General features: G+C 65.7%; 22 protein-coding genes. 12 read left to right on the forward strand and 10 right to left on the reverse strand.

Annotation, left to right across the window (positions count from 1 at the left end):
* The first annotated feature begins 75 nt into the window (after nucleotides 1–75).
* From QWJ37_RS08735 to QWJ37_RS08745, 3 genes are read left to right on the forward strand one after another with little or no spacing between them, the layout of a single operon-like run.
* Nucleotides 76–477, forward strand: a complete 402-nt coding sequence (locus QWJ37_RS08735) for a DUF3099 domain-containing protein (RefSeq protein WP_290245059.1) — start codon at nucleotides 76–78, stop codon at nucleotides 475–477.
* A complete protein-coding gene (locus QWJ37_RS08740) occupies nucleotides 474–752 on the forward strand; it encodes a hypothetical protein (RefSeq protein WP_290245060.1) in 279 nt (92 codons plus the stop codon). Before QWJ37_RS08735 ends, QWJ37_RS08740 begins: the two co-directional genes overlap by 4 nt.
* Nucleotides 753–1,625, forward strand: coding sequence for an SURF1 family protein (locus QWJ37_RS08745; protein WP_290245061.1), 873 nt, complete (start codon nucleotides 753–755; stop codon nucleotides 1,623–1,625).
* A gap of 15 nt (nucleotides 1,626–1,640) precedes the next feature.
* Here QWJ37_RS08745 and QWJ37_RS08750 read toward each other — a convergent pair whose 3' ends face one another.
* Complete coding sequence (locus QWJ37_RS08750) at nucleotides 1,641–3,035, reverse strand: hypothetical protein (protein ID WP_290245062.1); 1,395 nt, start codon at nucleotides 3,033–3,035, stop codon at nucleotides 1,641–1,643.
* A gap of 202 nt (nucleotides 3,036–3,237) precedes the next feature.
* Nucleotides 3,238–4,836, reverse strand: a complete 1,599-nt coding sequence (locus tag QWJ37_RS08755) for an ABC-F family ATP-binding cassette domain-containing protein (RefSeq protein ID WP_290245063.1) — start codon at nucleotides 4,834–4,836, stop codon at nucleotides 3,238–3,240.
* Nucleotides 4,837–5,092: 256 nt separating this feature from the next.
* On the opposite strand from QWJ37_RS08755, the gene QWJ37_RS08760 reads away from it, so the two are divergent.
* The 4 genes from QWJ37_RS08760 to QWJ37_RS08775 are packed head-to-tail and all read left to right on the forward strand — an operon-like array spanning nucleotide 5,093 to nucleotide 8,098.
* Nucleotides 5,093–5,806, forward strand: a complete 714-nt coding sequence (locus QWJ37_RS08760) for a biotin transporter BioY (RefSeq protein ID WP_290245064.1) — start codon at nucleotides 5,093–5,095, stop codon at nucleotides 5,804–5,806.
* On the forward strand, nucleotides 5,806–6,516 hold the full coding sequence (locus QWJ37_RS08765; protein ID WP_290245065.1) for an ABC transporter ATP-binding protein: 711 nt from the start codon (nucleotides 5,806–5,808) through the stop codon (nucleotides 6,514–6,516). Before QWJ37_RS08760 ends, QWJ37_RS08765 begins: the two co-directional genes overlap by 1 nt.
* Complete coding sequence (locus tag QWJ37_RS08770) at nucleotides 6,513–7,199, forward strand: energy-coupling factor transporter transmembrane protein EcfT (RefSeq protein ID WP_290245066.1); 687 nt, start codon at nucleotides 6,513–6,515, stop codon at nucleotides 7,197–7,199. The genes QWJ37_RS08765 and QWJ37_RS08770 overlap by 4 nt, the downstream gene beginning before the upstream one ends.
* An 8-nt stretch (nucleotides 7,200–7,207) precedes the next feature.
* The gene (locus tag QWJ37_RS08775) at nucleotides 7,208–8,098 is read left to right on the forward strand and encodes a neutral zinc metallopeptidase (RefSeq protein WP_290245067.1); all 891 of its coding nucleotides are present in this window, start codon (nucleotides 7,208–7,210) and stop codon (nucleotides 8,096–8,098) included.
* A gap of 80 nt (nucleotides 8,099–8,178) precedes the next feature.
* Here QWJ37_RS08775 and QWJ37_RS08780 read toward each other — a convergent pair whose 3' ends face one another.
* The 7 genes from QWJ37_RS08780 to QWJ37_RS08810 form a co-directional block, all read right to left on the reverse strand.
* Nucleotides 8,179–8,820 (reverse strand): HAD family phosphatase, encoded by a 642-nt coding sequence (locus tag QWJ37_RS08780; protein WP_290245068.1) that lies wholly within the window; start codon nucleotides 8,818–8,820, stop codon nucleotides 8,179–8,181.
* Nucleotides 8,798–9,211 carry a hypothetical protein gene (locus tag QWJ37_RS08785; protein ID WP_290245069.1) on the reverse strand — a complete coding sequence of 138 codons (414 nt, stop codon included), beginning with the start codon at nucleotides 9,209–9,211 and terminating at the stop codon, nucleotides 8,798–8,800. The genes QWJ37_RS08780 and QWJ37_RS08785 overlap by 23 nt, the downstream gene beginning before the upstream one ends.
* A gap of 106 nt (nucleotides 9,212–9,317) precedes the next feature.
* On the reverse strand, nucleotides 9,318–9,647 hold the full coding sequence (locus QWJ37_RS08790; protein WP_227901900.1) for a metal-sulfur cluster assembly factor: 330 nt from the start codon (nucleotides 9,645–9,647) through the stop codon (nucleotides 9,318–9,320).
* Between the two features lie 38 nt (nucleotides 9,648–9,685).
* Entirely contained in the window at nucleotides 9,686–10,456 is a 771-nt protein-coding gene (gene sufC / locus QWJ37_RS08795) for a Fe-S cluster assembly ATPase SufC (RefSeq protein ID WP_227901901.1), read from the reverse strand.
* A 106-nt stretch (nucleotides 10,457–10,562) separates the two neighbouring features.
* On the reverse strand, nucleotides 10,563–11,894 hold the full coding sequence (sufD, locus tag QWJ37_RS08800; protein ID WP_227901902.1) for a Fe-S cluster assembly protein SufD: 1,332 nt from the start codon (nucleotides 11,892–11,894) through the stop codon (nucleotides 10,563–10,565).
* Nucleotides 11,894–13,369, reverse strand: coding sequence for a Fe-S cluster assembly protein SufB (sufB, locus tag QWJ37_RS08805; protein ID WP_227901903.1), 1,476 nt, complete (start codon nucleotides 13,367–13,369; stop codon nucleotides 11,894–11,896). Before sufB ends, sufD begins: the two co-directional genes overlap by 1 nt.
* Complete coding sequence (locus QWJ37_RS08810; protein WP_227901904.1) at nucleotides 13,369–14,160, reverse strand: MarR family transcriptional regulator; 792 nt, start codon at nucleotides 14,158–14,160, stop codon at nucleotides 13,369–13,371. Before QWJ37_RS08810 ends, sufB begins: the two co-directional genes overlap by 1 nt.
* A 98-nt stretch (nucleotides 14,161–14,258) precedes the next feature.
* On the opposite strand from QWJ37_RS08810, the gene QWJ37_RS08815 reads away from it, so the two are divergent.
* Genes QWJ37_RS08815 through QWJ37_RS08825 form a run of 3 tightly spaced genes read left to right on the forward strand, consistent with a single transcriptional unit; the run spans nucleotide 14,259 to nucleotide 16,953 of the window.
* Nucleotides 14,259–15,227, forward strand: a complete 969-nt coding sequence (locus tag QWJ37_RS08815) for an ABC transporter ATP-binding protein (protein ID WP_227901905.1) — start codon at nucleotides 14,259–14,261, stop codon at nucleotides 15,225–15,227.
* Nucleotides 15,224–15,967: an ABC transporter permease gene (locus tag QWJ37_RS08820; protein WP_290245070.1), complete on the forward strand. Its 744-nt coding sequence runs from the start codon at nucleotides 15,224–15,226 to the stop codon at nucleotides 15,965–15,967. Before QWJ37_RS08815 ends, QWJ37_RS08820 begins: the two co-directional genes overlap by 4 nt.
* Nucleotides 15,968–15,972: 5 nt before the next feature.
* On the forward strand, nucleotides 15,973–16,953 hold the full coding sequence (locus QWJ37_RS08825) for a COX15/CtaA family protein (RefSeq protein ID WP_227901907.1): 981 nt from the start codon (nucleotides 15,973–15,975) through the stop codon (nucleotides 16,951–16,953).
* Nucleotides 16,954–17,620: 667 nt separating this feature from the next.
* Here the strand turns inward: QWJ37_RS08825 and QWJ37_RS08830 are convergent.
* Nucleotides 17,621–18,517, reverse strand: a complete 897-nt coding sequence (locus QWJ37_RS08830; RefSeq protein ID WP_227901984.1) for a heme o synthase — start codon at nucleotides 18,515–18,517, stop codon at nucleotides 17,621–17,623.
* A gap of 563 nt (nucleotides 18,518–19,080) precedes the next feature.
* Between QWJ37_RS08830 and tkt the strand changes: the two genes are divergently transcribed.
* Nucleotides 19,081–21,270 (forward strand): transketolase, encoded by a 2,190-nt coding sequence (gene tkt, locus QWJ37_RS08835; protein ID WP_290245071.1) that lies wholly within the window; start codon nucleotides 19,081–19,083, stop codon nucleotides 21,268–21,270.
* Nucleotides 21,271–21,293: 23 nt separating this feature from the next.
* A complete protein-coding gene (tal, locus tag QWJ37_RS08840) occupies nucleotides 21,294–22,409 on the forward strand; it encodes a transaldolase (protein WP_227901909.1) in 1,116 nt (371 codons plus the stop codon).
* Nucleotides 22,410–22,411 lie beyond the last annotated feature (2 nt).

Raw genomic sequence — 22,411 nt, forward strand, 5'->3', positions numbered from 1 at the left:
GATCCTACGTGGGACCGAATCAACTTCTACAACGCGGCCGGGAATGAGAGAATGGACGAACCTGTTTGGAGAGTGATGACAAAGCACACAAACCGCGGGGACGGCGTTCCCAGAATCACGGCCGCACCCACGCCGCACACTGATGAGATGCACGCCCGGATGGTCAAATACGGCGTGTCCATGGGCATCCGCGTCGTCTGCCTTTTCCTGCTGTTTTTTGTGCACGGATGGCTGCTGTGGGTGGTGATAGCGGGCGCCGTCGTTATCCCGTACTTTGCCGTCATCCTCGCCAACGGGGGTTCGGACACCAGGAACATGACCGCCTCGGACGCCATGATCTCGCAGCCTCCGGCTGCGGCGGTGGAGGCCCCGGCAGCGCCGGTATCCCCTGACCGGACCGAATCTCCCGAAACCAGCGTGGTGCAGGGCGAGATTATCGATAACGACGACGAAGACAAGGCTCCGCCCACCGCATGAACCTCCTAGACTCACTCTCCGGTGCGCCGTCGCCCGATCAGGGGGCTCCCGTGTGCTCGCGGAAAGCCTGCCGGAATGATGCCCGCTGGCAGCTGCTGTGGAACAACCCCCGGATCCATACCCCGGAGCGAAGGAAAACCTGGCTCTCCTGCGAGGACCACCGCGGCTGGCTGGAAGACTACCTGCGGACCCGCGGGCTGTGGAAGGAAACCCTTCCGTTGGGACCCGATGCGGGTTCCGGGGCAGCCGGAACCGATGAAGGCGGGCAGGAATAGATGTACCGCTTTCTTCTTTCCAGCCGCTGGCTCGGCTGGTTTGTGCTCGTCTGCATTTTTGCTGCCGCCTGCGCCTGGCTCGGGTCCTGGCAGATGGACCGCCGTGCGGCATCGCTGGCGGATACCAGCCGGATTGAGGCCAATTACGACGCCGACCCGGTCCCCTATGCCGAGGCCGCGCGCTATTTCGACAGCTTTGAGGAATCCGCCGAATGGCTGCCGGTACGCCTGGAAGGCACTTACGATTCCTCGGAACTGCGGATTATCCGCAACCGGCCGCTGAACGGCCGCGCGGGTTATGAGGTGGTGGTGCCGCTGAAGCTTGATGACGGCACGGCTATCGCGGTGAACCGTGGCTGGCTGCCGATCGGCAATAACGAGGCAGGGCGGCCGGACACCATTCCGGCGGCCCCCGAAGGCCGGGTGAGCGTGGTGGCCCGCGTGAAGCCGGGGGAACCTGCCCTGGACCGCAGCGCACCGGAAGGGCAGCTTCCCTCCATTGACCTGGCGGCCTTCGGTGAGCAGCTGGACTACCCGCTGCACCAGGGATCCTACGGCCTGATGGCCGGCGAGGACCCCTCCGCAGCCGTTGTGCCCGAAGCCGCTCCGCGCCCCGAGGTAAATGAGGGCCTGCACCTTTCCTACGGCCTGCAGTGGTACGCCTTCGGCCTGATGATGTTTATCGGACTGGGCTATGCCGCCCGTCAGGAAGCCCTGAACCGCTATTACGGGCGGATCGAGGACGAGGACGAGGACGACGACGAAACGATCTCCGCGCACCCGGCACCCTCCCGGCGCCGGCCGCCGCGCAAAAAGCGGCGCCCGACCGGTGAAGAGGAAGAGGACGCGATCCTGGACGCGCAGGGGCTGTAGCCGGTCCGGACCCGGCTACTGGTAGGAAATGAACCAGGGTTTGGGTGAGACGTCGATGTACGTCTGTTCCGGCGTCAGAGTCGGCAGATCTTCGTCGTAGAAGTTCTTCCACCCGGGCCAGATCCCGGGCTGCAGGCCGGTCAGGAGCGTATTCCACGTCTCCAGTTTCTGCCCCGGGGTGCCATGGCCGTCGGCATGCAGGCTGACCGCAAGTTCGTCATGGCTGACGTCAACCTGGTCACGGTTGGTGATCATGGCGGTATTGAACTGGTGCAGCATAAATACCTTTTGCGGAAGGGCATGCTCCCGGGTCAGCTCCGCCAGCCAGCGGGCCGTCGCATTGATCTCCCCGGCGTCCACGGACCCGATCTGCTCCATGTGCCGCTGTCCCGGTGCGAGCCGCCATTCAGCGTCCAGGGCCAGGCCCACGGACGGCCGTTGCAGCAGCTCCGTGTAGGTTTTGGCCTGATCCATGAACGTGCTGCGCCCGGGCTGCAGGTCCAGCACCACATACACACCGGCGGCTTCTGCAGCCTCAATCCACGGGAGCAGATCGGCGGCGGGGGTAACGCGGGAGTAGTTGCCGTCCGGACCGGCCTCGGCACTGGCCACGGTGGCGATAATCTCCAGGGCCGGAATGACCGGCTCAGCGCTATGCGGCTGGTACTGGGCCGCGGTGTCCTTGGCGCGCTGGATGGTTGCCGCAATCCCCTGCTCCCCCAGAACACCCAGGCTGCCCCCGCCGGGATGGCCGTAGAGGGCCACCATGCGCCGCTGGGGGAACACGGTCTGGCCACCGCCGGGGAGCTGGACACCCGTCCGGGCCACCGCTACGCGGTCCGCGAGGAGCTCGGGGGTGCCAAAGGCTTCACCGGCCGCAAAGACGTCCGCGTCAGGACGCCCGTGCAGGAGCGCTACCGTGTCGGGGTCGGCCCGCGGGTCTCCGCCAGGCAGGCGGAGAACCGTGGCTCCGGCAGCCCGAGCCGTGGCCTCCGCGGCCGCAGCGAGGGGGCTGCCGTCACTGAGGAACACGGCGTCAGCCTTTTCTGCGGGAGCGGCAAATTCCGGCAGCGCACCGGCGTCGTCGGTTAGTTCACGGTTCCCCAGTACCGGCTCCCAGCCGGCGTCCGGGGTTCCGTAGGTCAGGACGGACGTGGTTTCCAGCCGGTCGAGTTCAGCCCGCAGGCCGTCCCTGGCTGCGGGATCCTCCCCGGCAGCATCGTCCACCTGCAGCAGGGGGATACCGAGCCTGGCGGCGTCCTCACCCGCTGCCGCCAGATGGGGCCCGCTACCGGCGGTGACCACGGCGACGGGGGCCGTGCGGAAAAAGGCGGCGCTGGCCGCCTGCGAGGCCGCTGCCGCACCGCCGTCGAAGAACCCGGTCCTGCCGTCCTCCTCTGTCAGCACCACGGCCGGAACCGCAGGGGTGTCCCCCGCCGCTGCGCAGCCGCCGAGTGTGAGGCTCAGCGCCAGCGCCGAGCCGATCAGAAGCCGGGATCGCGGGACAGCGGACAGGACGGGCAGGGACAGGTAAAACGAACGGATGGCGCAGTGGCTTTCTGTAGTGCGGCGGCTGCGGGCGGCGGAAATCAGGCGGTGTGCCGGATCAGGGTCAGGCCAGCGTGACCAGGTCCAGGTAGTTTTCGTTCCAGTGGTCCTCGTCGCCGTCGGGCAGCAGGACCACGCGTTCCGGGTTCAGCGCGGCAACGGCACCCTCATCGTGGCTGACCATCACCACGGCCCCGGTGTAGTTGCTCAGGGCACCCAGGATTTCCGCGCGGGAGGCAGGGTCGAGGTTGTTGGTCGGTTCATCGAGAAGCAGCACGTTGGCCGAGGAGGCCACAATGGTGGCCAGCGCCAGGCGGGTTTTTTCACCGCCGGAGAGCACCCCGGCCTTCTTCTCAACGTCGTCGCCGCTGAACATAAAGGAACCCAGGACGCTGCGGACCTCGGCATCATCCATGTCCGGCGCCGAAGAGCGCATGTTTTCCAGGACGGTACGCTCGGTGTCCAGGGTTTCGTGTTCCTGGGCGTAGTAGCCCACCTTCAGGCCGTGCCCCGGAATGATCTTTCCGGTGTCGGGCTGGTCCACTCCGGCCAGCATGCGCAGCAGCGTGGTCTTGCCGGCACCGTTCAGGCCCAGGATGACCACCTTCGAACCCCGATCAATGGCCAGGTCCACGTCGGTGAAAATTTCCAGCGAGCCGTAGCTCTTGCTCAGGCCTTCAGCCATCATGGGGGTCTTCCCGCAGGGGGCCGGATCCGGGAAGCGCAGTGCGGCAACCCGGTCCGTGGCGCGCACGGCGTCGAGCCCGCCCATCAGGCGGTCCACGCGCTTGAGCATGCTCTGCGCGGCGGAGGCGCCCGAGGCGCGGGCCTTCATCTTGTTGGCCTGGGCCAGCAGGATGCCGGCCTTCTTCTCCGTGTTGGCGCGCTCACGCTTACGGGCGCGCTCGTCGGTCTCGCGCTGGACCTTGTAGCGCTTCCAATCCATGTTGTAGATGTCGATGGTGGCGCGGTTGGCGTCCAGGCTGAAGACCTTGTTGACGGTGGCTTCGAGCAGTTCCGTGTCGTGGCTGATCACAATCAGGCCGCCGGTGTGGTTCTTCAGGAATTCCCGCAGCCAGGCAATGGAATCAGCGTCAAGGTGGTTGGTGGGCTCATCGAGCAGCATGGTGTCGGCGTCGGAATACAGGATCCGGGCCAGCTCCACGCGGCGGCGCTGGCCGCCGGAGAGGGTGCTCAGCGGCTGGTTCAGGAGCCGGTCCGGCAGCGCCAGGTTGGCGCAGATGGTGGCTGCTTCGGACTCGGCGGCGTACCCGCCGGCGGAAAGGAACTCCGCCTCGAGCCGGTCGTAGCGGTTCATGGCCTTCGAGGAGATCTTCGGGTCATCGCTGGCCATCTCGTCCTGGCACTTCTTCAGCTGCGCGGAAACCTTGTCCAACCCGCGGGCGGAAAGGATCCTGTCGCGGCCCAGCTGCTCCATGTCCGGGGTCCGCGGATCCTGGGGCAGGTAGCCGATCTCGCCGACCCGCTTCACGTGTCCCGCGGCAGGCAGTGCCTCGCCGGCGAGGACCTTGGTGAGCGTGGTCTTCCCGGCGCCGTTACGGCCCACGAGGCCGATCTTGTCTCCCTTGTCCACACGGAAAGAAACCGCTTCCATGAGAAGGCGTGCGCCTGCGCGCAGCTCGAGACCAGATACGGAAATCACTCAGTGGACCTTTCGAAGGTTTTTGGTGTTGCTTGATGACGCTGCGCGGGGCGCGGGCCTCGTACCGGGTGGGAATCCACCGAGGCGGGGAGGGTCACAGGGACCGGTTGGGAAGGCCTTGTTGGCCGGAACAGCCTTCCCAGTCTAGCCGCACGGACCGTTTTGTAGAAAACCTCCAATGGAATCGCGTCTGCGCGCCGCTAATGTTCGAAACGCGGGACGGTTCGGTTTTCTTCCAACTTCGGAAAGTGCAGCGATGAACAACACACGGGCAAATGCGGCGGATCCAACTCCCGCAGCAGGCAGCGGTCCTGCCACAGCAAAGACCTCCCCCGACGGCGGAGTACGGGCGGCAGCAGGTGCCCATCAGGGCCGGGAGCGCAGCGCTCCGCGACGGTCCTGGACCCCCACCGACCTGTCACTGATAGCCGTCTTCGCTGCACTGACAGCTGTGTTCTCCATTCTTCCCGGCATTCCGCTGGGCGCCGGCGTGCCCCTGACGCTCCAGACCCTGGCCGTTATGCTGACCGGAATGATTCTCGGTCCCGGCCGCGGTGCGGCAGCGGTGGGGTTGTTTCTGCTCGCCGGGCTGGCGGGCCTTCCGGTGTTCAGCGGGTTCCGCGGCGGATTGGGAGTCCTGGCCGCACCGTCAGCCGGATACCTGCTGTCCTTTCCCGTAGCGGCATTTGTTGTGGGCGTCCTGTCCGCGGTGGTGCTGCGCCGGATCAGCCGGGCACGGTATGTGTGGCTTTTCGCCGCCGCCATAACAACCAGTTTCCTTGTGGTCCACCCGGCCGGGATCACCGGCCTGATGGTGAACGCACACCTGGACTTCAGCGCGGCGCTGGCCGCTGACATGGCCTTCTGGCCCGGCGACGTACTGAAGAACCTGTTGGCTGCAGCCGTGGCGGTCAGCGTTTTCAAGGCCTTCCCCGGGATGGCCCCGGCCGGCCGCCGGACACGGCGCTGATGCCCCGGATCCTGCTGCAGGACGTCAGCGTTCTGCCGGCATCGCCAGGAACGGATGCAGAACCGCCGCCCATTCTGCATCCGCTCTCCCTTGAACTGGCCGGCCCCCGCACAGCGGTGATCGGCGCCAACGGGTCCGGCAAATCGACCCTGCTGAAACTCCTCAACGGTTTGGTCCTGCCGGACACCGGGTCCGTCACCGTGGACGGACTGGACACGGCTCACAAGGGTGCGGCCGTGCGGCGCCGGGTCGGCTTTGTCTTCACGGATCCGCTCTCACAGCTGGTTATGCCGACCGGCAGGGACGACGTCGAGCTGTCACTGCGTGCCTCGGTGCCGGGCCGTGCCGCGCGGCGGCACACAGCAGAAGCCCGGCTGGCTTCGCTGGGCCTGCTGGACCTGGCGGAAAGAAGTATCTATGACCTATCCGGCGGTGAGCGCCAGCTGATGGCACTGGCCTCCGTACTCGCGGTGGAGCCGGACATCCTGGTTGCGGATGAGCCCAGCACGCTGCTTGACCTGCGCAACACTGCACGCCTTCGCGGGATCTTTTCCTCGCTCCCGCAACAGGTCATCTACACCACGCACGATCTGGAGTTCGCCGCCGACGCGGACCGCGTCATTGTGATGGAGAACGGTTCGGTGGTGTTCGACGGCGGTCCGCAGGAAGCCATAGCCGACTACCGGGCGCTGGCCCTCGGAGTGCGGTGAGGCGCCGGGCCGGCCGCGCGGCGGCAACCGACCTCCTTGGCGGCTACACGGAGGGATGTTCCCTGGTCCACTCGGCGCCCCTGTGGACCAAAGCCGCAGTGCTGGTGGCACTGTCCGTCACGGTGCTGGTGTTCTCCTCCCCCACTGTGCTGGGTGCCGCCGCGGTGCTGGTTGCCCTGCTTTACGCCGCAGCCGGGCTGCTGCGCCGGATCTGGCAGCCGTTGCGGCCGATGTGGCCGCTGCTGGTGCTGCTCGGTGCGTTCCAGATCTGGTCCGCCGGGCCGGTAACCGCGGTGCTGGTGACCGGCAATATCGTGATCTGTGTTGTTGCCGCCCGGCTGCTGACCCTCACCACCTCTCCCCAGGAGCTGCTGGACGGGCTTGTGTCGCTGGCGTGGCCGCTGCGCTTTGCCGGTGCCGACCCGGAACGGTTTGGACTCACGCTGGCCCTGATGCTGCGCAGCATTCCGTTCCTGCTGGGGTCCGCCAGGGACGTGCGGGAATCCGCAATGGCCCGCGGGCTGGAGCGCAATCCGCGGGCGTTGACGGTGCCGGTGGTCATCCGTTCGGTGGCGTACGCCAGGCAGACCGGTGATGCCCTCGCCGCACGCGGCCTAGGCGAAGCGTCACCGTCCCGGGAGGGACGGGTCCCGGAACGGAAGCATGCTGACGGCCGGGGATAATCGGGTTCATGAGTTTTAACGAAAATGCACAGCTGGATTCCTCGCGCGTCAGTGACCGGCGGGGCAAAGGCAGGGGGCTCGCCGTCGGCGGCGGCCTCGGCGGCGGATTGCTGCTGATCCTGTCCCTGTTCTTCGGTTCGGATGTCATCGACGGCCTGGGACTGAGCGACGGCGGGTCCGTGGCCGCCGGGCAGGGGCAGTCCGAAAGTATCGACACGTGCCTGAACGGCGGGGACGCCAACGCGCGGCTGGACTGCCGCATTCTGGGAACGGCCGAGAGCCTGGACAGCTTCTGGGCGCCGTACCTGGCGGACTATGGCACGGAATACACAGAGCCGGGCGTGGTGCTTTTCACCGACCGGACCGCCACCGCCTGCGGCTCAGCAACCAGTGCAGTTGGCCCCTTCTACTGCCCGGCTGATCAGCAAACCTATTACGACACTGCTTTCTTCTCCGATCTGGTCAGCAACTACGGATCTTCCGGCGGACCGCTGGCACAGGAATACGTGGTTGCTCACGAGTTCGGTCACCATGTCCAACAGCTCACCGGCTTTTCCGCAGGCCGGAACGCGGATCCGCAGGGCCCTGAGTCCGCATCCGTGCGCAGCGAACTGCAGGCGGACTGCTATGCCGGTCTCTGGGCCCGCCACGCGGCTTCACAGCCCGCGCCCGGCGGCGGGGAGCCGTTCCTCGCTCCGTTCACCGAGAGGGACATCAGCGATGCTCTCTCCGCCGCCTCGGCCGTGGGCGATGACCGGATCCAGTCCGCCGCCACCGGAGGGGTGAACCCGGAAACCTGGACCCACGGTTCCAGCGACCAGCGCCAGGCCTGGTTCCTCGCGGGTTACGAGGGCGGAAGCCTGGAGACCTGCGATACCTTCAGCGCAGCGGAGCTGTAACTAACGGCGGTAACGGTAACTAGCGGCCGAACCTCTAAGGGACGGCAGACCCGCCCGAACGGCGGTCCTGCACGGGGCAGCTAGTCCCGCAGGTCCGCCAGTTCCTGCAGGAGATTGGTCCATGGTCCGAAATGCACCGTCCGGATCCCCAGGTTCTGCGCCGCCTCAATGTTCCGCGCGTTGTCGTCGATGAAGACCACGTCTTCGGGCGCAGCATGCATCCCGGCCAGGACGTGCCCGAAGATCTCCGGCGCAGGTTTGAGCAGGTCGAGCTCTCCGCTGAACCAGGCGGTGCGGAAGAACTTCATCCACCGGGATTCCCGCCGGTACCGTTCCGCCATCCCGGCCGGCATGTTGGACAGCAGGGCCAGGCGGGCCCCTTCGCCGCTGAGCGTCTTCAGGACCCGCAGTGTCGCCGGGTTCAGGTGTGCCCACTGCCGCGCGTCGAGCTCCTCCAGAGTGGAGACCTTGCCGGCGTCCACCGCCGGCGTTCCCACTACCCTGGCCCAGTAGCTCCCGGGACTGAGCCGGCCGGCGTCGAACTCTTCCCGGTGCCGCCAGTAGGAACTCCCCGGCGCGGCCAGGTCCAGACCGGTTTCGCGTTTCAGGGCCGCCCAGTCCCCCGGCGTGGGGGCGGTGGAGATCACCATGCCGTAGTCGAAGAGGTACCAGGGGCCGCCGGACTCCCGCAGGGAAGGATCAGGCGGCGGGCTGGCCGACATTCACTTCCGTGAAATCCCGGCAGAGCAGCCACGCCCCGTTCGTGAGCCGCCAAGACTCCAACAGCAGTGCGCGGCCGGTGATCTCGGCGCCGCTGCGGTAGGTCATTTCATAGAAGACAACTGCCTCATCCCGCCCCCGGGGAGTCACGGTGCGGAAATCCGCGTGTACGGTACACCCCCGCATGTCTGCCACGGTGCCGGCAAAGCCTTCCCGGGCGGTGGCGGCATCAAAGGGGGCGGTGGCAGCAGCCTCCTGCCCCAGCCAGCCGTGATACTCCGGGGAAAGGAACTCCTCAATCGGTGCGCTGCGCCCGGTGCCCATGGCCTCATTCCAGGCGTCGATATACCGGTCATGAAAATGCGTGGTCCCGCCGGCCATAGTGTTCCCCATGGCGAGAACGTAGCACCGCCGGAGTGTGCCGCCGCCGCGACACGCAGAAGGGCCGCCGCCGGAGTGGTTCCGGTGGCGGCCCTTCGTGGATGGCGCAGCGAACCTGCTAGATGTTGAAGCCGAGGGCCCGCATCTGGTCGCGTCCGTCGTCGGTGATCTTTTCAGGTCCCCACGGCGGCATCCATACCCAGTTCAGGCGCCACTCGTCGACAACGCCGTCGAGTGCCTGGGCGGTCTGCTCTTCGAGCACGTCCGTCAGCGGGCAGGCCGCCGTCGTCAGCGTCATGTCGATGAGCAGGGCGCCGTCGTCGGCGTACTTCAGCCCGTAGAGCAGGCCGAGGTCCACCACGTTCACCCCCAGTTCGGGGTCAATGACGTCCTTGAGGGCCTCTTCGACGTCCTCCAGGGACGTCTGGGCCAGATCGGAGTCGCTCATATGTTGCTCCTTCAGCTGCTCTGTGTCGCGTGTATCAGTTACGCGCCGGCTGCGGCGTTGGCGCCGGTGAAGCGGTCGTAGCCTTCTTCTTCGAGCCGGTCTGCCAGTTCGGGGCCGCCCTGCTCGGCGATGTGGCCGTCAACAAAAACGTGGACGAAGTCAGGCTTGATGTAACGCAGGATACGCGTGTAGTGCGTGATCAGCAGCGTACCCATGCCGCCCTTGGAGTGCTCACGGTTGACGCCCTCGGAGACAACCTTCAGCGCGTCCACGTCGAGGCCGGAGTCGGTCTCATCCAGGATGGCGAACTTCGGGTGGAAGAGCTCGAGCTGCAGGATCTCCACACGCTTCTTCTCACCGCCGGAGAAGCCTTCGTTGACGTTGCGCTGGGCAAAGTCGGCGTCAATGCGCAGGTCGGACATGGCTGCCTTGACGTCCTTGGTCCAGTGACGCAGCGAGGGAGCCTCGCCGTCCAGTGCGGTCTTGGCGGTCCGCAGGAAGTTGGTCATGGTGACGCCGGGGACCTCTACCGGGTACTGCATGGCCAGGAAGAGGCCGGCGCGTGCACGCTCGTCCACGCTCATGGACAGGACGTCTTCACCGTCGAGGGTGATGGAGCCGCTGTCCACGGTGTAGCGCGGGTGGCCCGCAATGGTGGAGGCCAGGGTGGACTTACCGGAGCCGTTGGGGCCCATGATGGCGTGCGTCTCACCGGTGTTGATGGTCAGGCTGACACCCTTCAGGATCGGCTTGCGGCCCTGTTCGGTCTCAATGCTGACGTGAAGATCCTTGATCTCAAGAGTAGACATGCGAGTTGGCTTTCTCCTTTGCACCCTGTGGTGCGTTACTAAGCTTTGGGGATGGAAGGCGGGACATCCGAAGGTGCCGGAAGGATCCGGCACCTTCGGTGAGGTCCTAGTAGGCTCCGGAGGCTTCGAGCTCGCGCTCGACGGCGTCGGTGAGACGCTCTTCCAGGGCCGGAACCTTGATCTGCTGGATGATCTCGGTGAGGAAGCCGCGGACCACCAGACGGCGGGCGGTTTCCTCGGGGATGCCGCGGGCCATCAGGTAGAACAGATGCTCATCGTCGAACCGGCCGGTGGCGCTGGCGTGGCCGGCACCCTCGATCAGTCCGGTTTCGATTTCCAGGTTCGGAACGGAGTCGGCACGGCCGCCGTCGGTCAGCAGCAGGTTGCGGTTGACCTCGTAGGTGTCGGTGCCTTCTGCTTCCTTGCGGATCAGGACGTCGCCAACCCACACGGTGTGCGCGTCGCGGCCCTGCAGGGCGCCCTTGTACATCACGCGGGACTTGCAGTTGGGTACTGCGTGGTCCACGAACAGACGCTGTTCCAGGTGCTGGCCGGCGTCGGCGTAGTACAGGCCGAACATTTCCACGTCACCGCCGGTGGCGGTGAACTTGGACGACGGCGTGATGCGCACCAGGTCGCCGCCGAGGCTGACGACAACATGCTTGAACTTCGCGTCGCGGCCGATCCTGGCGTACTGGGCGGAGGCGTGCACGGCGTCGTCGTCCCAGTCCTGGACCGAGACCACGGTCAGCTCTGCACCGTCCTCAACCACGATCTCCACGTTCTGGGACAGCACGGCCGAACCCTTGTGGTCCAGGACCACAACACCCTTGGAGAACTTCTGCGCGGTGATCACAATGTGCTGCGCGGCGGGATCCTTGCTGACACCGTTGATGGTCAGCGTGACGCTGCCGTCCACCACGGTTTCGGCAGGCAGGGTCACAGCGGTGGCTTCACTGAAGTCCTCCCAGGCAGCCGCAGCCACCCGGTCCTCCGGAATACCGGCCGAGCCGATGCGGGCATCGGTGCGGGCAATGCTCTCCACGAGAACACCGTCCGGAGCCACTACTGCCAGCTCGGGTGCGGAACCGTTCAGGTCCGCAGTGTGCAGGCCGCGCAGGCGCTTAAGCGGGGTGAACCGCCAGTCCTCTTCGCGTCCGTTCAGTTTGCCGAAGTCAGCCCGGTGGTAGGAGGTCATCCGGCCGGCGCGGGAGCTGTCCGGGATGCCCTCTCCGCCGCCGTGGCTGTGGGCCTTGCTGCTGTCGCCGCCGAGGGGCGAGGAATCGTCATTCAGCGGGGAAAGGTTTTCGCCTTCCTCGGTGAAGCCGTCAATGCGGATGCGGTTGGACTCGGAGGAGCCGACCTTCGCCTTGACCTCCTCCACTACGTTGCTGACCTTCTCGGTCACTGTTTCGACGACGTCGTTAAGCTTCGACATTAACCGACGGCTCCTTCCATCTGGAGTTCGATGAGGCGGTTGAGTTCAAGGGCATATTCCATCGGCAGCTCACGGGCGATCGGCTCAATGAAGCCGCGCACGATCATTGCCATTGCCTCGTCCTCGGGAAGGCCGCGGGACATGAGGTAGAACAGCTGCTCCTCGCTGACGCGGGAAACAGTGGCTTCGTGGCCCATGGTGACGTCATCTTCGCGGATGTCCACGTACGGGTACGTGTCCGAGCGGGAGATGGTGTCCACCAGCAGGGCGTCGCAGCGCACGGTGTTGGCCGAGTGCTTGGCGCCTTCACGGACCTGGACCAGGCCGCGGTAGGCAGCACGGCCGCCGCCGCGGGCCACGGACTTGGAGATGATGGAGCTCTTGGTGTTGGGGGCAATGTGGACCATCTTGGATCCGGTGTCCTGGTGCTGGCCTTCGCCGGCGAAGGCGATGGACAGGGTCTCACCCTTGGCGTGCTCGCCGACCAGGTAGACAGCCGGGTACTTCATGGTGACCTTGGAACCGATGTTGCCGTCGATCCACTCCATGGTGGCGCCCTCGTGTGCAATGGCACGCTTGGTGACCAGGTTGTACACGTTGTTGGACCAGTTCTGGATGGTTGTGTAGCGGACGCGGGCGCCCTTCTTCACGATGATTTCGACGACGGCGGAGTGCAGCGAGTCCGAGGTGTAGATGGGCGCGGTGCAGCCCTCGATGTAGTGGACGTAGGAATCTTCGTCCGCAATGATCAGCGTGCGCTCGAACTGACCCATGTTTTCCGTGTTGATGCGGAAGTAGGCCTGCAGCGGGATTTCCACGTGGACGCCCTTGGGGACGTACACGAAGGAGCCGCCGGACCACACGGCGGTGTTCAGCGAGCCGAACTTGTTATCGCCCACCGGGATAACCGTGCCGAAGTACTCCTGGAACATTTCCGGGTGTTCCTTCAGTGCGGTGTCGGTATCCAGGAAGATAACGCCCTGGCGTTCCAGGTCCTCGCGGAGCTGGTGGTAAACAACCTCGGACTCGTACTGGGCGGCAACGCCGGAGACCAGGCGGCCACGCTCCGCTTCGGGGATGCCGAGCTTCTCGTACGTGTTACGGATGTCCTCGGGCAGGTCCTCCCAGGTGTTCGCCTGCTTCTCGGTGGAGCGCACAAAGTACTTGATGTTGTCGAAGTCGATGCCGGAGAGGTCTGCGCCCCAGGTCGGCATGGGCTTGCGGTCGAAGTACTTCAGGCCCTTGAGGCGGAGGTCCAGCATCCACTGCGGCTCGTTCTTCTTCGCGGAGATGTCGCGGACGACTTCCTCGCTCAGGCCGCGGCGGGCGGTTGCACCGGCGACGTCGGAGTCGGCCCAGCCGTACTCATAGTTGCCAATACCCTCTAGCTCAGGGTTTTTCTCCAGGATGTCTGAAATCACAGAATCCGGCACCGTGGCAGGTGCCGATGGCTTCTGGGTTACTTGATCCGTCATCACGGCCTTTCTTGCTGATGAATGGATGTGGTCTGGGTGGTCTCGGCGTGCAGGGGTACCTGCGGCGCAGATCTGGTCCGGCCCACGGGAATGTGGGTCGTACAAACGTGTCCGCCCCTGGACAGCGTGGAAAGTCTGCGGACATCCACGTCCAGAAGGCGGGCGAAAACTTCGGTCTCCTTGTCACAGAAGACGGGGTAGGCCGTGGCCAGGCCCTGGATCGGACAATGGGCCTGGCAGAGCTGGACGCTGAGAAGCGTGCTCTTTTTTGCCGTGGCGCCGATCATCGTGGTGGACGCAACGAAACCGTCCTTGGTCAGCTCCGCAGCCAGCGCCTCGGCCCGGTCCGCCGTTTCCGGCCCCGCGGCGTCGACCACGGGACGGTACCGCTTCTCCATTTCGGCGAACCGGTTCGCGGCGAACGCCTCAATGGCCTGGGGTCCGAGTCCGGCACCGAGCTGCCGCAGTGCCTCCGTGGCAATATCCAGGTAATCGTTGCCCAGATACGCCTGGCCCTGCGGGCTGAGGACATAGCGCCGTGCCGGCCGTCCGGCTCCGGAGGCCGAGTTGCGGACCAGTTTTACCTGGATCAGCCCCTTGGCGGAAAGTGCGTCAAGGTGGCGGCGCACGGCGGCGGGTGTGAAGCCCAGCCGTTCGCCCAGCTCGGCCGCGCTCACCGGGCCGTGTTCCAGAACCGCACCGAGTACCTTGTCCCTGGTGCGTTCCTCCGCTTCGCGGGCAGCGCCTGGCGCGGCCGCCGCCTTGGTTTCAGAGTTGCTCACAGAATACACAACACAAGCATGACCTAATCTGTTCCCCGTTTCCACTAAGGCAAGGCTTCCCATTGCCTGCCTTCCCGTGCCGGAACCACTACTACCTAACGTAGAATATGCAGGTGCCTATCGATGAACCCTGCCTGACCATTAAAGGTCTGATCAAGGACTGTGGCCCGGTTGCTGGTCTCGACGGCAAAATGATCCGCGTACTCGCCGGCGTAGACTTCACAGCCCGCCGCGGTCAGGTCACCGCCCTGCTCGGTGCCAACGGCGCCGGCAAGACCACCACGCTTGAATGCGCCCAGGGCCTGCAATCCATTAACGGCGGTGAAGTGCGGCTGCTGGGGCAGGACCCGTACCGCGCTGACGCCAGGCTCCGCAGCCGTGTCGGCGTGATGCTGCAGGACGGCGGGCTGCCGCCGTCAGCCCGACCCGTGGCCCTGCTGGAGCATGTGGCCCGTATGTACGAGGCGCCCCGGCCGGTGTCCGAGCTGGTGGAACGCCTGGGCATCCGCAGCTTCGCCAATACCGGGATCCGCCGCCTCTCGGGCGGGCAGAAACAGCGCCTGGCCATGGCCGCGGCGCTGATTGGCCGGCCGGAAGTGCTGTTCCTGGATGAACCCAGTGCCGGGCTGGACCCGCAGTCGCGGCAGATTGTCTTTGACCTGATCGCCGAACTGCGTGCGGAGGGACTGGGCATCATTCTCACCACGCACCTGATGGATGACGCGCAGAAGCTTGCGGACTACGTGTACATCATCGACGCCGGGAAAACCGTCGCCTCCGGCACGGTCGCCGAACTGACCTCCGCCACCGGGCACCAGGCCGAACAACGGCTGCTGACGTTCGACGCCGATCCGGGCCTGGACCTCACCGGTTTGGCTTCAGGGACGCTGCAGCACCTGGACGTGGCCGAAGCGGCCCCCGGGCACTATGCCCTGCGCGGCGCGCTTACCCCGCAGGACCTCGCTGACGTGGCCGCATGGTGGGCCCGGCGCGGGATTCTGCCGGCCTCGGTCCACATGGCCTCCCGCACGCTGGAGGATGTCTTCCTCGACCTTTCCGGAAGGACAATCCGTTGAGTGCTCCCGCCTCGCTGCCCGCGCGCATCCTGAATCAGGGCCGCTACGAAGCAGTCATGATGCTGCGCAACGGGGAGCAGCTGATCCTTGCCGTGGTGCTGCCGCTGCTGGCCATGGTTGCCCTGGTGGTCACTCCCCTGTTGGACGGTTACGGGACCAGCCGGATCAATATGGCCACCCCGGGGATTTTCGCGCTCTGTGCCATGTCCACGGCGTTCACCGGCCAGGGCATCGCCACCGGCTTCGACCGCCGCTACGGGGTGCTGCGGTACCTGTCCACCACTCCCCTTGGCAGGGCCGGGCTGATCGCCGGCAAGGTGATCGCAGTGCTCGCCGTCCTGGTGATCCAGGTTGCGCTCGTCTCCATAGTGGCGCTGCTCTTCGGCTGGCGCCCGGAGCTCAGCGGGCTGGTGCCGGCGGTACTGCAGCTCCTGCTCGGCGCCATTGCCTTTACCGCGCTGGGACTGCTGGTGGCAGGCACTGTCCGGCCCGAGGCCACCCTGGCCATCACCAACCTGCTCTGGATCCTGCTGGCTGCGGCCGGCGGTATCATCATCCCCGCAGGCAACCTGCCCGGCATCGTGCAGCCGTTTGTGGAAGTCCTTCCCTCGGCTGCGCTTGGGGATGCCCTGCGCTCGGCTCTGATCGACTCGCAGTTCAATATTTCCGCCACGCTGATTCTTCTGGCGTGGACAATACTGGGCGGCCTGGGTGCTGTCCGCTGGTTCAAATGGAGTTAGCTACCGTGTCACAGACCTCGGCCGGTGTTCCGGCCCGGCAATCCAACAGCCGACAGCCTGCAACGGGCCGGCTCATCCGTTCACTGGCAGTCGCCTCCCTAGTAGCCAACATCGTCATTGTGGTCACCGGCGGCGCCGTCCGACTGACCGCTTCCGGACTCGGTTGCCCCGAGTGGCCGCTGTGTACCGCTGATTCGCTGGTCACTACCCCGGAAATGGGCGTCCACGGAATCATTGAGTTCGGCAACCGCCTGCTCACGTTTGTCCTGACCGCCATTGCGTTCGCCACCCTTTTCTCCGTGTGGCGCCTGCGGGCCGAACGCCGCGACCTGTGGTGGCTGTCCATCGGCCTGCTGGCAGGCATTCCAGCGCAGGCCGTCATCGGCGGCATTACCGTCCTCACGGGACTGAACCCCTGGGTTGTGGGCCTGCACTTCATTGTGTCCATGGTGCTGATTGTTGCCGCCGTCGTCCTTGTGAACCGGGCCTGGCTCTCGCCGGAAGACCTGGCGGTGCGCCACGCTCCGCTCGCTGGGAGGACTCTTCGCCCGCTGCTGGGCGCCGTGGGCGTGCTTGCGGCCATCACCGTGGTGCTGGGCGTGGTTGTGACCGGCTCCGGCCCCCATGCCGGTGACCACGGAGCGGCCCGCAACGGGCTGAACCCGGACCTGATGACACGCATCCACGTAGTGCCCGTCTACCTGCTGGTCTTCACCCTGGCCGTGGCCCTGTACCTGGTCTTCCGCCGGGTGACCGATGCCCGGCTGCGCAATGCCGTGGTGCTGGTGACCGTTGTTGTCCTGGCGCAGGCCGTCATCGGGTACGTCCAGCACTTCCTGCATCTGCCCATCGCCCTCGTGGCGCTGCACATGCTCGGCGCCTGCCTGCTGACGGCCGCTGCGGCGCAGGCTGTGTTCGTCGGCTTCGCCAGGCAGGTCCCCGGTGGCGATACCGTCCCCGCGGCCGCTGCTGCGCCTGTGGACTAACCGCCGCTGCACCGCCCGTTGAAAGGGCCGGCCCCCGCATTGGACTGCGGCGGCCGGCCCTTTTTTGGTGCGCGGGGTCTGGTGGGCGGCGGTGTCTGGCGGGCGGCGGGGCGTTTAGGGGTCTTGGGACGGGCCCGTCCCTATCCTTATCCCCGTCCCGGGCGTTAGGGTGTGCCGAACCAGTGCCGGCTCCAGCTTCAGCTTCAGCTTCAGCGTCAGGCTGCCCCAGCCCCAGAGTCAGGCTGCCCCGAACCAGTGCCGGCTGCCGGCTCCAGCTTCAGCTTCACCGTGCCCCGAACCAGTGCCGCCGAAGCCCGTGCAGCTGATCCTGCGCAATTATCCGTTCGGGATACGCGCAGTGCACCGGATGCTGTCCTGACCTGGTCCGGGCCGCGCCTTCTGCTGTATTGATGCCAGTGTCCGGGTATTTGGCCCTGGGCCGCGCCGATAGTACAGATGAGGGCCCTATCGGCATCGTTTAGGGCCGTTATCTGTACTATCGGCAGCCGAAGCCGAAGCCGGCAGCCGGCAGCCGAAAAAGCGCGGCGAGCCCCGCACGAAGCAGCCCGGAACCCACGAAGCCCGAACATGCAAAAGCGGCCGGAGCCCGAAGGCCCCGGCCGCTGCCAGTCTGCTGCTGCGCACGTACCGCGCGCAGAAACCGCTCCTAGACCAGTGCACCGCCAACAAAGGGGTCCACGGCCAGGGCGAGGAAAAGGATGGTGAGGTAACTGATCGACAGGTGGAAGACCTTCATGGCCGACTTGTCGCTGAGGTCTTCACGCTGTGCCCGGGAGTGCAGCTTGTGGGACTCGGCAATAAACCAGACACCGGAAAGTACGGCCGCGCCGGTGTAGACCCAGCCGGCGCCGCCCACGGGTACCAGCAGCAGCGAGCAGGCCACGGTGGCGTACGCGTAGAGCACCACCTGGACCGAAACCAGCTTGGCGCCGGCCACGGCACCGAGCATGGGAACGCTGGCGTTGCGGTAGTCCTCCCCGTACTTCATGGACAGCGGCCAGTAGTGCGGCGGGGTCCAGAGGAAGATGATCATAAAGAGGATGATGGCCGGCCATTCGACCTTGCCGGTCACGGCGGCCCAGGCAATAAGGACGGGCATGCAGCCGGCCGCACCGCCCCAGACAATGTTCTGCGTGGTCCGCCGTTTGAGGATCAGCGTGTAGAAGACCACGTAGAGCAGGATGGCGCCGAGGCCAAGCAGCCCGGTGAGGGGGTTGGCCCCGAACCACAGCATGGCAATGGAAACAATGCCCAGCACCCAGGCGAAGACCATTGCCTCCCGCGGGGAGACCTCGCCGGTGACGAGCGGACGGTTTTTGGTCCGCTTCATCAACTTGTCCATGTCGCGGTCGATGTAGCAGTTAAAGGCGCCGGCACTTCCTGCCGCCAGCGCACCGCCAACCATCGTGACCAGGATCAGGCCAAGCGAGGGCAGTCCCTGCTGGGCAAAGATCATGGTGGGCAGGGTGGTTACGAGCAGGAGCTCGATGACGCGGGGTTTGGTGAGCGCCACGTATGCCCGGACCTTGCGGCCCGCCGTCATCTTCCCCGAGTAGACAGGGGATTCGGCATGCTGGGTAGTCACGAAGCGATCACTGTATCCAATCTGGAACGAAAAAGTCCGTCCTCATCATAGCCTCTATCGGCTGTAGAAATCGAAGTACAGCCCGCCGGGGCGTATATACGCGCGCGGCGCCGCCGCATTTGCGGGTGACAGCAGGCTACCCGCACAGTGTCCGGACCGGGAGTCGATGCCGCCCAAATCGGCTCCGTTGCCGCGTTCGCAGCGTTGCGGGCCCGTCATCGTGCGGCAATAAGGCAGGCAGGAAGCACCCGCAGAGGATAAGGTTGGAGCGGACCTTTCCTGCAGCCAAATAAGGTATCGCGGCTGCGAAAGCGACCCGCAGTATGAAAAAGGTTTCCGCAGCGTGAAGCTGCGAATAACGGAAGCAGCGAATCCCCCGGTGGGGAATCGATTTCCTTCCAACGTTGGTTGTAGTGGTAAAGGCACCGGTAACACCCGCTGTCCGCGGGGGTTTCCGGGCATGTCCGGCACTGTACGGTGCCGGTTATCTGCACAGAGAGGGGCCCGTAAACGTGCCACATATGGAAGAGCAAGAACTGACCTGGACGGATACGGACCGCAAGGCAGTGGACACCGTCCGCGTCCTGGCCGCCGACGCCGTGGAAAAGGTCGGCAACGGACACCCGGGTACGGCCATGAGCCTGGCCCCGGCCGCGTACCTCCTGTTCCAGAAGGTTATGCGCCACGATCCGAGCGATCCCCACTGGATTGGCCGCGACCGCTTTGTCCTCTCCCCCGGGCACACTTCACTGACCCTTTACATTGAACTCTTCCTCTCCGGCTACGGCCTGGAACTCGAGGACCTGAAGTCCCTGCGCACCTGGGGCTCCAAGACCCCGGGGCACCCCGAGTACCGGCACACCGACGGCGTGGAGATCACCACCGGCCCCCTCGGCCAGGGCCTCGCGTCCTCTGTCGGGTTTGCGTTTGCCCAGCGCCGCCTGCGCGGCCTGCTCGATGCCGACGCCGCCGAGGGCACCAGCCCGTTCGACCACACCATCTGGGTCATTGCCTCCGACGGCGACCTGCAGGAAGGCGTCACGGCTGAGGCCTCCTCGCTGGCCGGCCACCAGGAACTGGGCAACCTCGTGGTGATTTACGACGAGAACCACATCTCCATCGAAGACGACACCGACATTGCCTTCACCGAAGACGTGCTCAAGCGCTACGAAGCCTACGGCTGGCACACCCAGCGGGTGGACTGGACCAGGACCGGCGAATACGTCGAAGACGTCAATGAGCTCTACAACGCACTGATGGCAGCCAAGGCCGAGACGAACCGGCCGTCCATCATCTCCCTGCGCACCATCATCGGCTGGCCTGCACCGAACAAGCAGAACACCGGCAAGATCCACGGCTCTGCCCTGGGTGCCGACGAAGTGGCCGCGCTGAAGGAAACCCTGGGCTTCGACCCGGAGAAGAGCTTCGACGTCGACCCCGAGGTCCTCGAGCACGCACGCCAGGTGGTCAGCCGGGGCGCGAAGGCCCACGAAGAGTGGAACGAAGGATTCCAGGCCTGGCAGGATGCCAACGCCGAGGGTGCTGGCCTGCTGTCCCGCCTGGAGAAGGGTGAACTTCCCGAGGGCTGGGAAGACAGCCTTCCCGTCTTCGAGGCCGGCAAGGACATGTCCACCCGTGCAGCCTCCGGCAAGGTCCTTTCCGCCATCGGCCCGGCACTGCCCGAACTCTGGGGCGGCTCGGCGGACCTCGCCGAATCCAACAACACCACCATCGAAGGCTCTCCCTCCTTCATCCCGGCCGGCAAGCAGACCAACGCCTGGTCCGGCAACCCGTACGGGCGGGTGCTGCACTTCGGCATCCGGGAACACGCTGCCGCGTCGATCGTCAACGGCATCACGATGCACAGCAACACCCGGGCCTTCTCCGGAACGTTCCTGATCTTCAGCGACTACCAGCGTCCGGCCATCCGCCTCGGCGCCCTGATGGGTGTTCCCTCCATCTACGTCTGGACCCATGACTCCATCGGGCTCGGCGAAGACGGACCCACCCACCAGCCGGTGGAGCAGCTGGCTTCGCTGCGCGCCATTCCGGGACTCGACGTCGTCCGTCCCGGAGACGCCAACGAGGTAGCCGTTGCCTGGCGGACCATTTTGGAGAACACCGAGAACCCGGCCGGCATTGTCCTCACCCGGCAGAACATCCCCACCTACGCCCGCGGCGAAGGCAGCGCCACAGCCGAGGCGTTCGCATCGGCCGAAGGCGCGGCACGCGGCGGGTACGTACTGGCTGAGGCCGTCCGCGACGGCGCCGTCGTGACGCCGGACGTGATCCTGATCGGCACCGGCTCCGAGGTGCAGCTGGCGGTGGAGGCCCGCGAGGTCCTGGCAGCCGAGGGCGTGGCGGCACGCGTTGTGTCCATGCCCAGCATCGAGTGGTTCAACAAGCAGGACGAGGCCTACCGGGAATCCGTACTGCCCAAGGACATCCGTGCCCGGGTTTCCGTTGAGGCCGGCATTGCCATGGGCTGGCGCGAGATCATCGGCGACGCCGGCCGCAGCGTGTCCCTGGAGCACTTCGGCGCCTCGGCCGACTACAAGACGCTGTACCGCGAGTTCGGCATCACCTCCGACGCCGTGGCACAGGCTGCCCGCGATTCCCTGACCGCCGCCGGCGGCAGCGGCTCTGCTCCCGACGGCACCCCCGGTGCCGCTTCCGGGGCACAGTCCACCGAGACCGGCGACCAGCAGTAACCCCTTCACAAAGGAGCACCACCATGACTTCCACACCCACTGCCGCGCTTTCCCAAGCCGGTGTGTCCATCTGGCTGGACGATCTTTCCCGCGAACGGATTGTGTCCGGCTCCCTGAAGAAGCTCATCGACGAGAAGAACGTCGTCGGCGTGACCACCAACCCGAGCATTTTCGCTGCCGCTCTGGCCAACGGCGAGTCCTACGCCGCCCAGGTGCAGCAGCTTTCCCGTTCCGGTGCCGACGTCGACAAGTCCGTCTTCGAAATCACCACCGATGACGTCATCCAGGCCTGCGACGTGTTTGCGCCCGTGTACGAGGCAACCCACGGTGTTGACGGACGGGTCTCCATTGAGGTTGATCCGCGGCTGTCCCGGGATACCCAGGGCACCATCAACGAGGCCAAGGAACTCTTCGACAAGGTCGGCCGCGCGAACGTGCTGATCAAGATCCCCGCCACGAAGGAAGGGCTGCCGGCCATTTCCGCCACGCTGGCTGCGGGTATCAGCGTCAACGTGACCCTGATCTTCTCCCTGGAGCGCTACCGCGAGGTCATCAACGCGTTTATGGTCGGCATTGAGCAGGCCAAGGAGAACGGACACGACCTTTCCACCATCCACTCCGTGGCTTCCTTCTTCGTCTCCCGCGTGGACGCCGAGATTGACAAGCGCCTGGACGGCATCGGCACCGACGAAGCCACGGCCCTGAAGGGCAAGGCCGGCCTGGCCAACGCCCGCCTGGCCTACCAGGTCTTCGAGGAACAGTTCGCGACCGAACGCTGGCAGGTGCTGGCTGCAGCCGGTGCCAACGCGCAGCGTCCGCTCTGGGCGTCCACCGGCGTCAAGGACCCGGCCCTGCCGGACACCCTGTACGTCACGGGGCTCGTGGCTCCGGAGACGGTGAACACCATGCCGGAGAAGACCCTGGAAGCCACCGCAGACCACGGCGAGGTTACCGGCAACACCATTGCCGGCACGTACGAAGAGTCCAACGGCGTCCTGGACCGCCTGGACGGGCTGGGCATCTCCTACAACGACGTCGTGGAGCAGCTGGAAACCGAAGGCCTCGATAAATTCGTGGTCAGCTGGGGCGAACTGCTTGAAACCGTTCAGACCGCACTGGATACCGCGAAAGAGGCGTAGGA

This window comes from Arthrobacter sp. YD2 (genome assembly GCF_030410475.1).
Taxonomy (GTDB): domain Bacteria; phylum Actinomycetota; class Actinomycetes; order Actinomycetales; family Micrococcaceae; genus Arthrobacter_B; species Arthrobacter_B zhangbolii.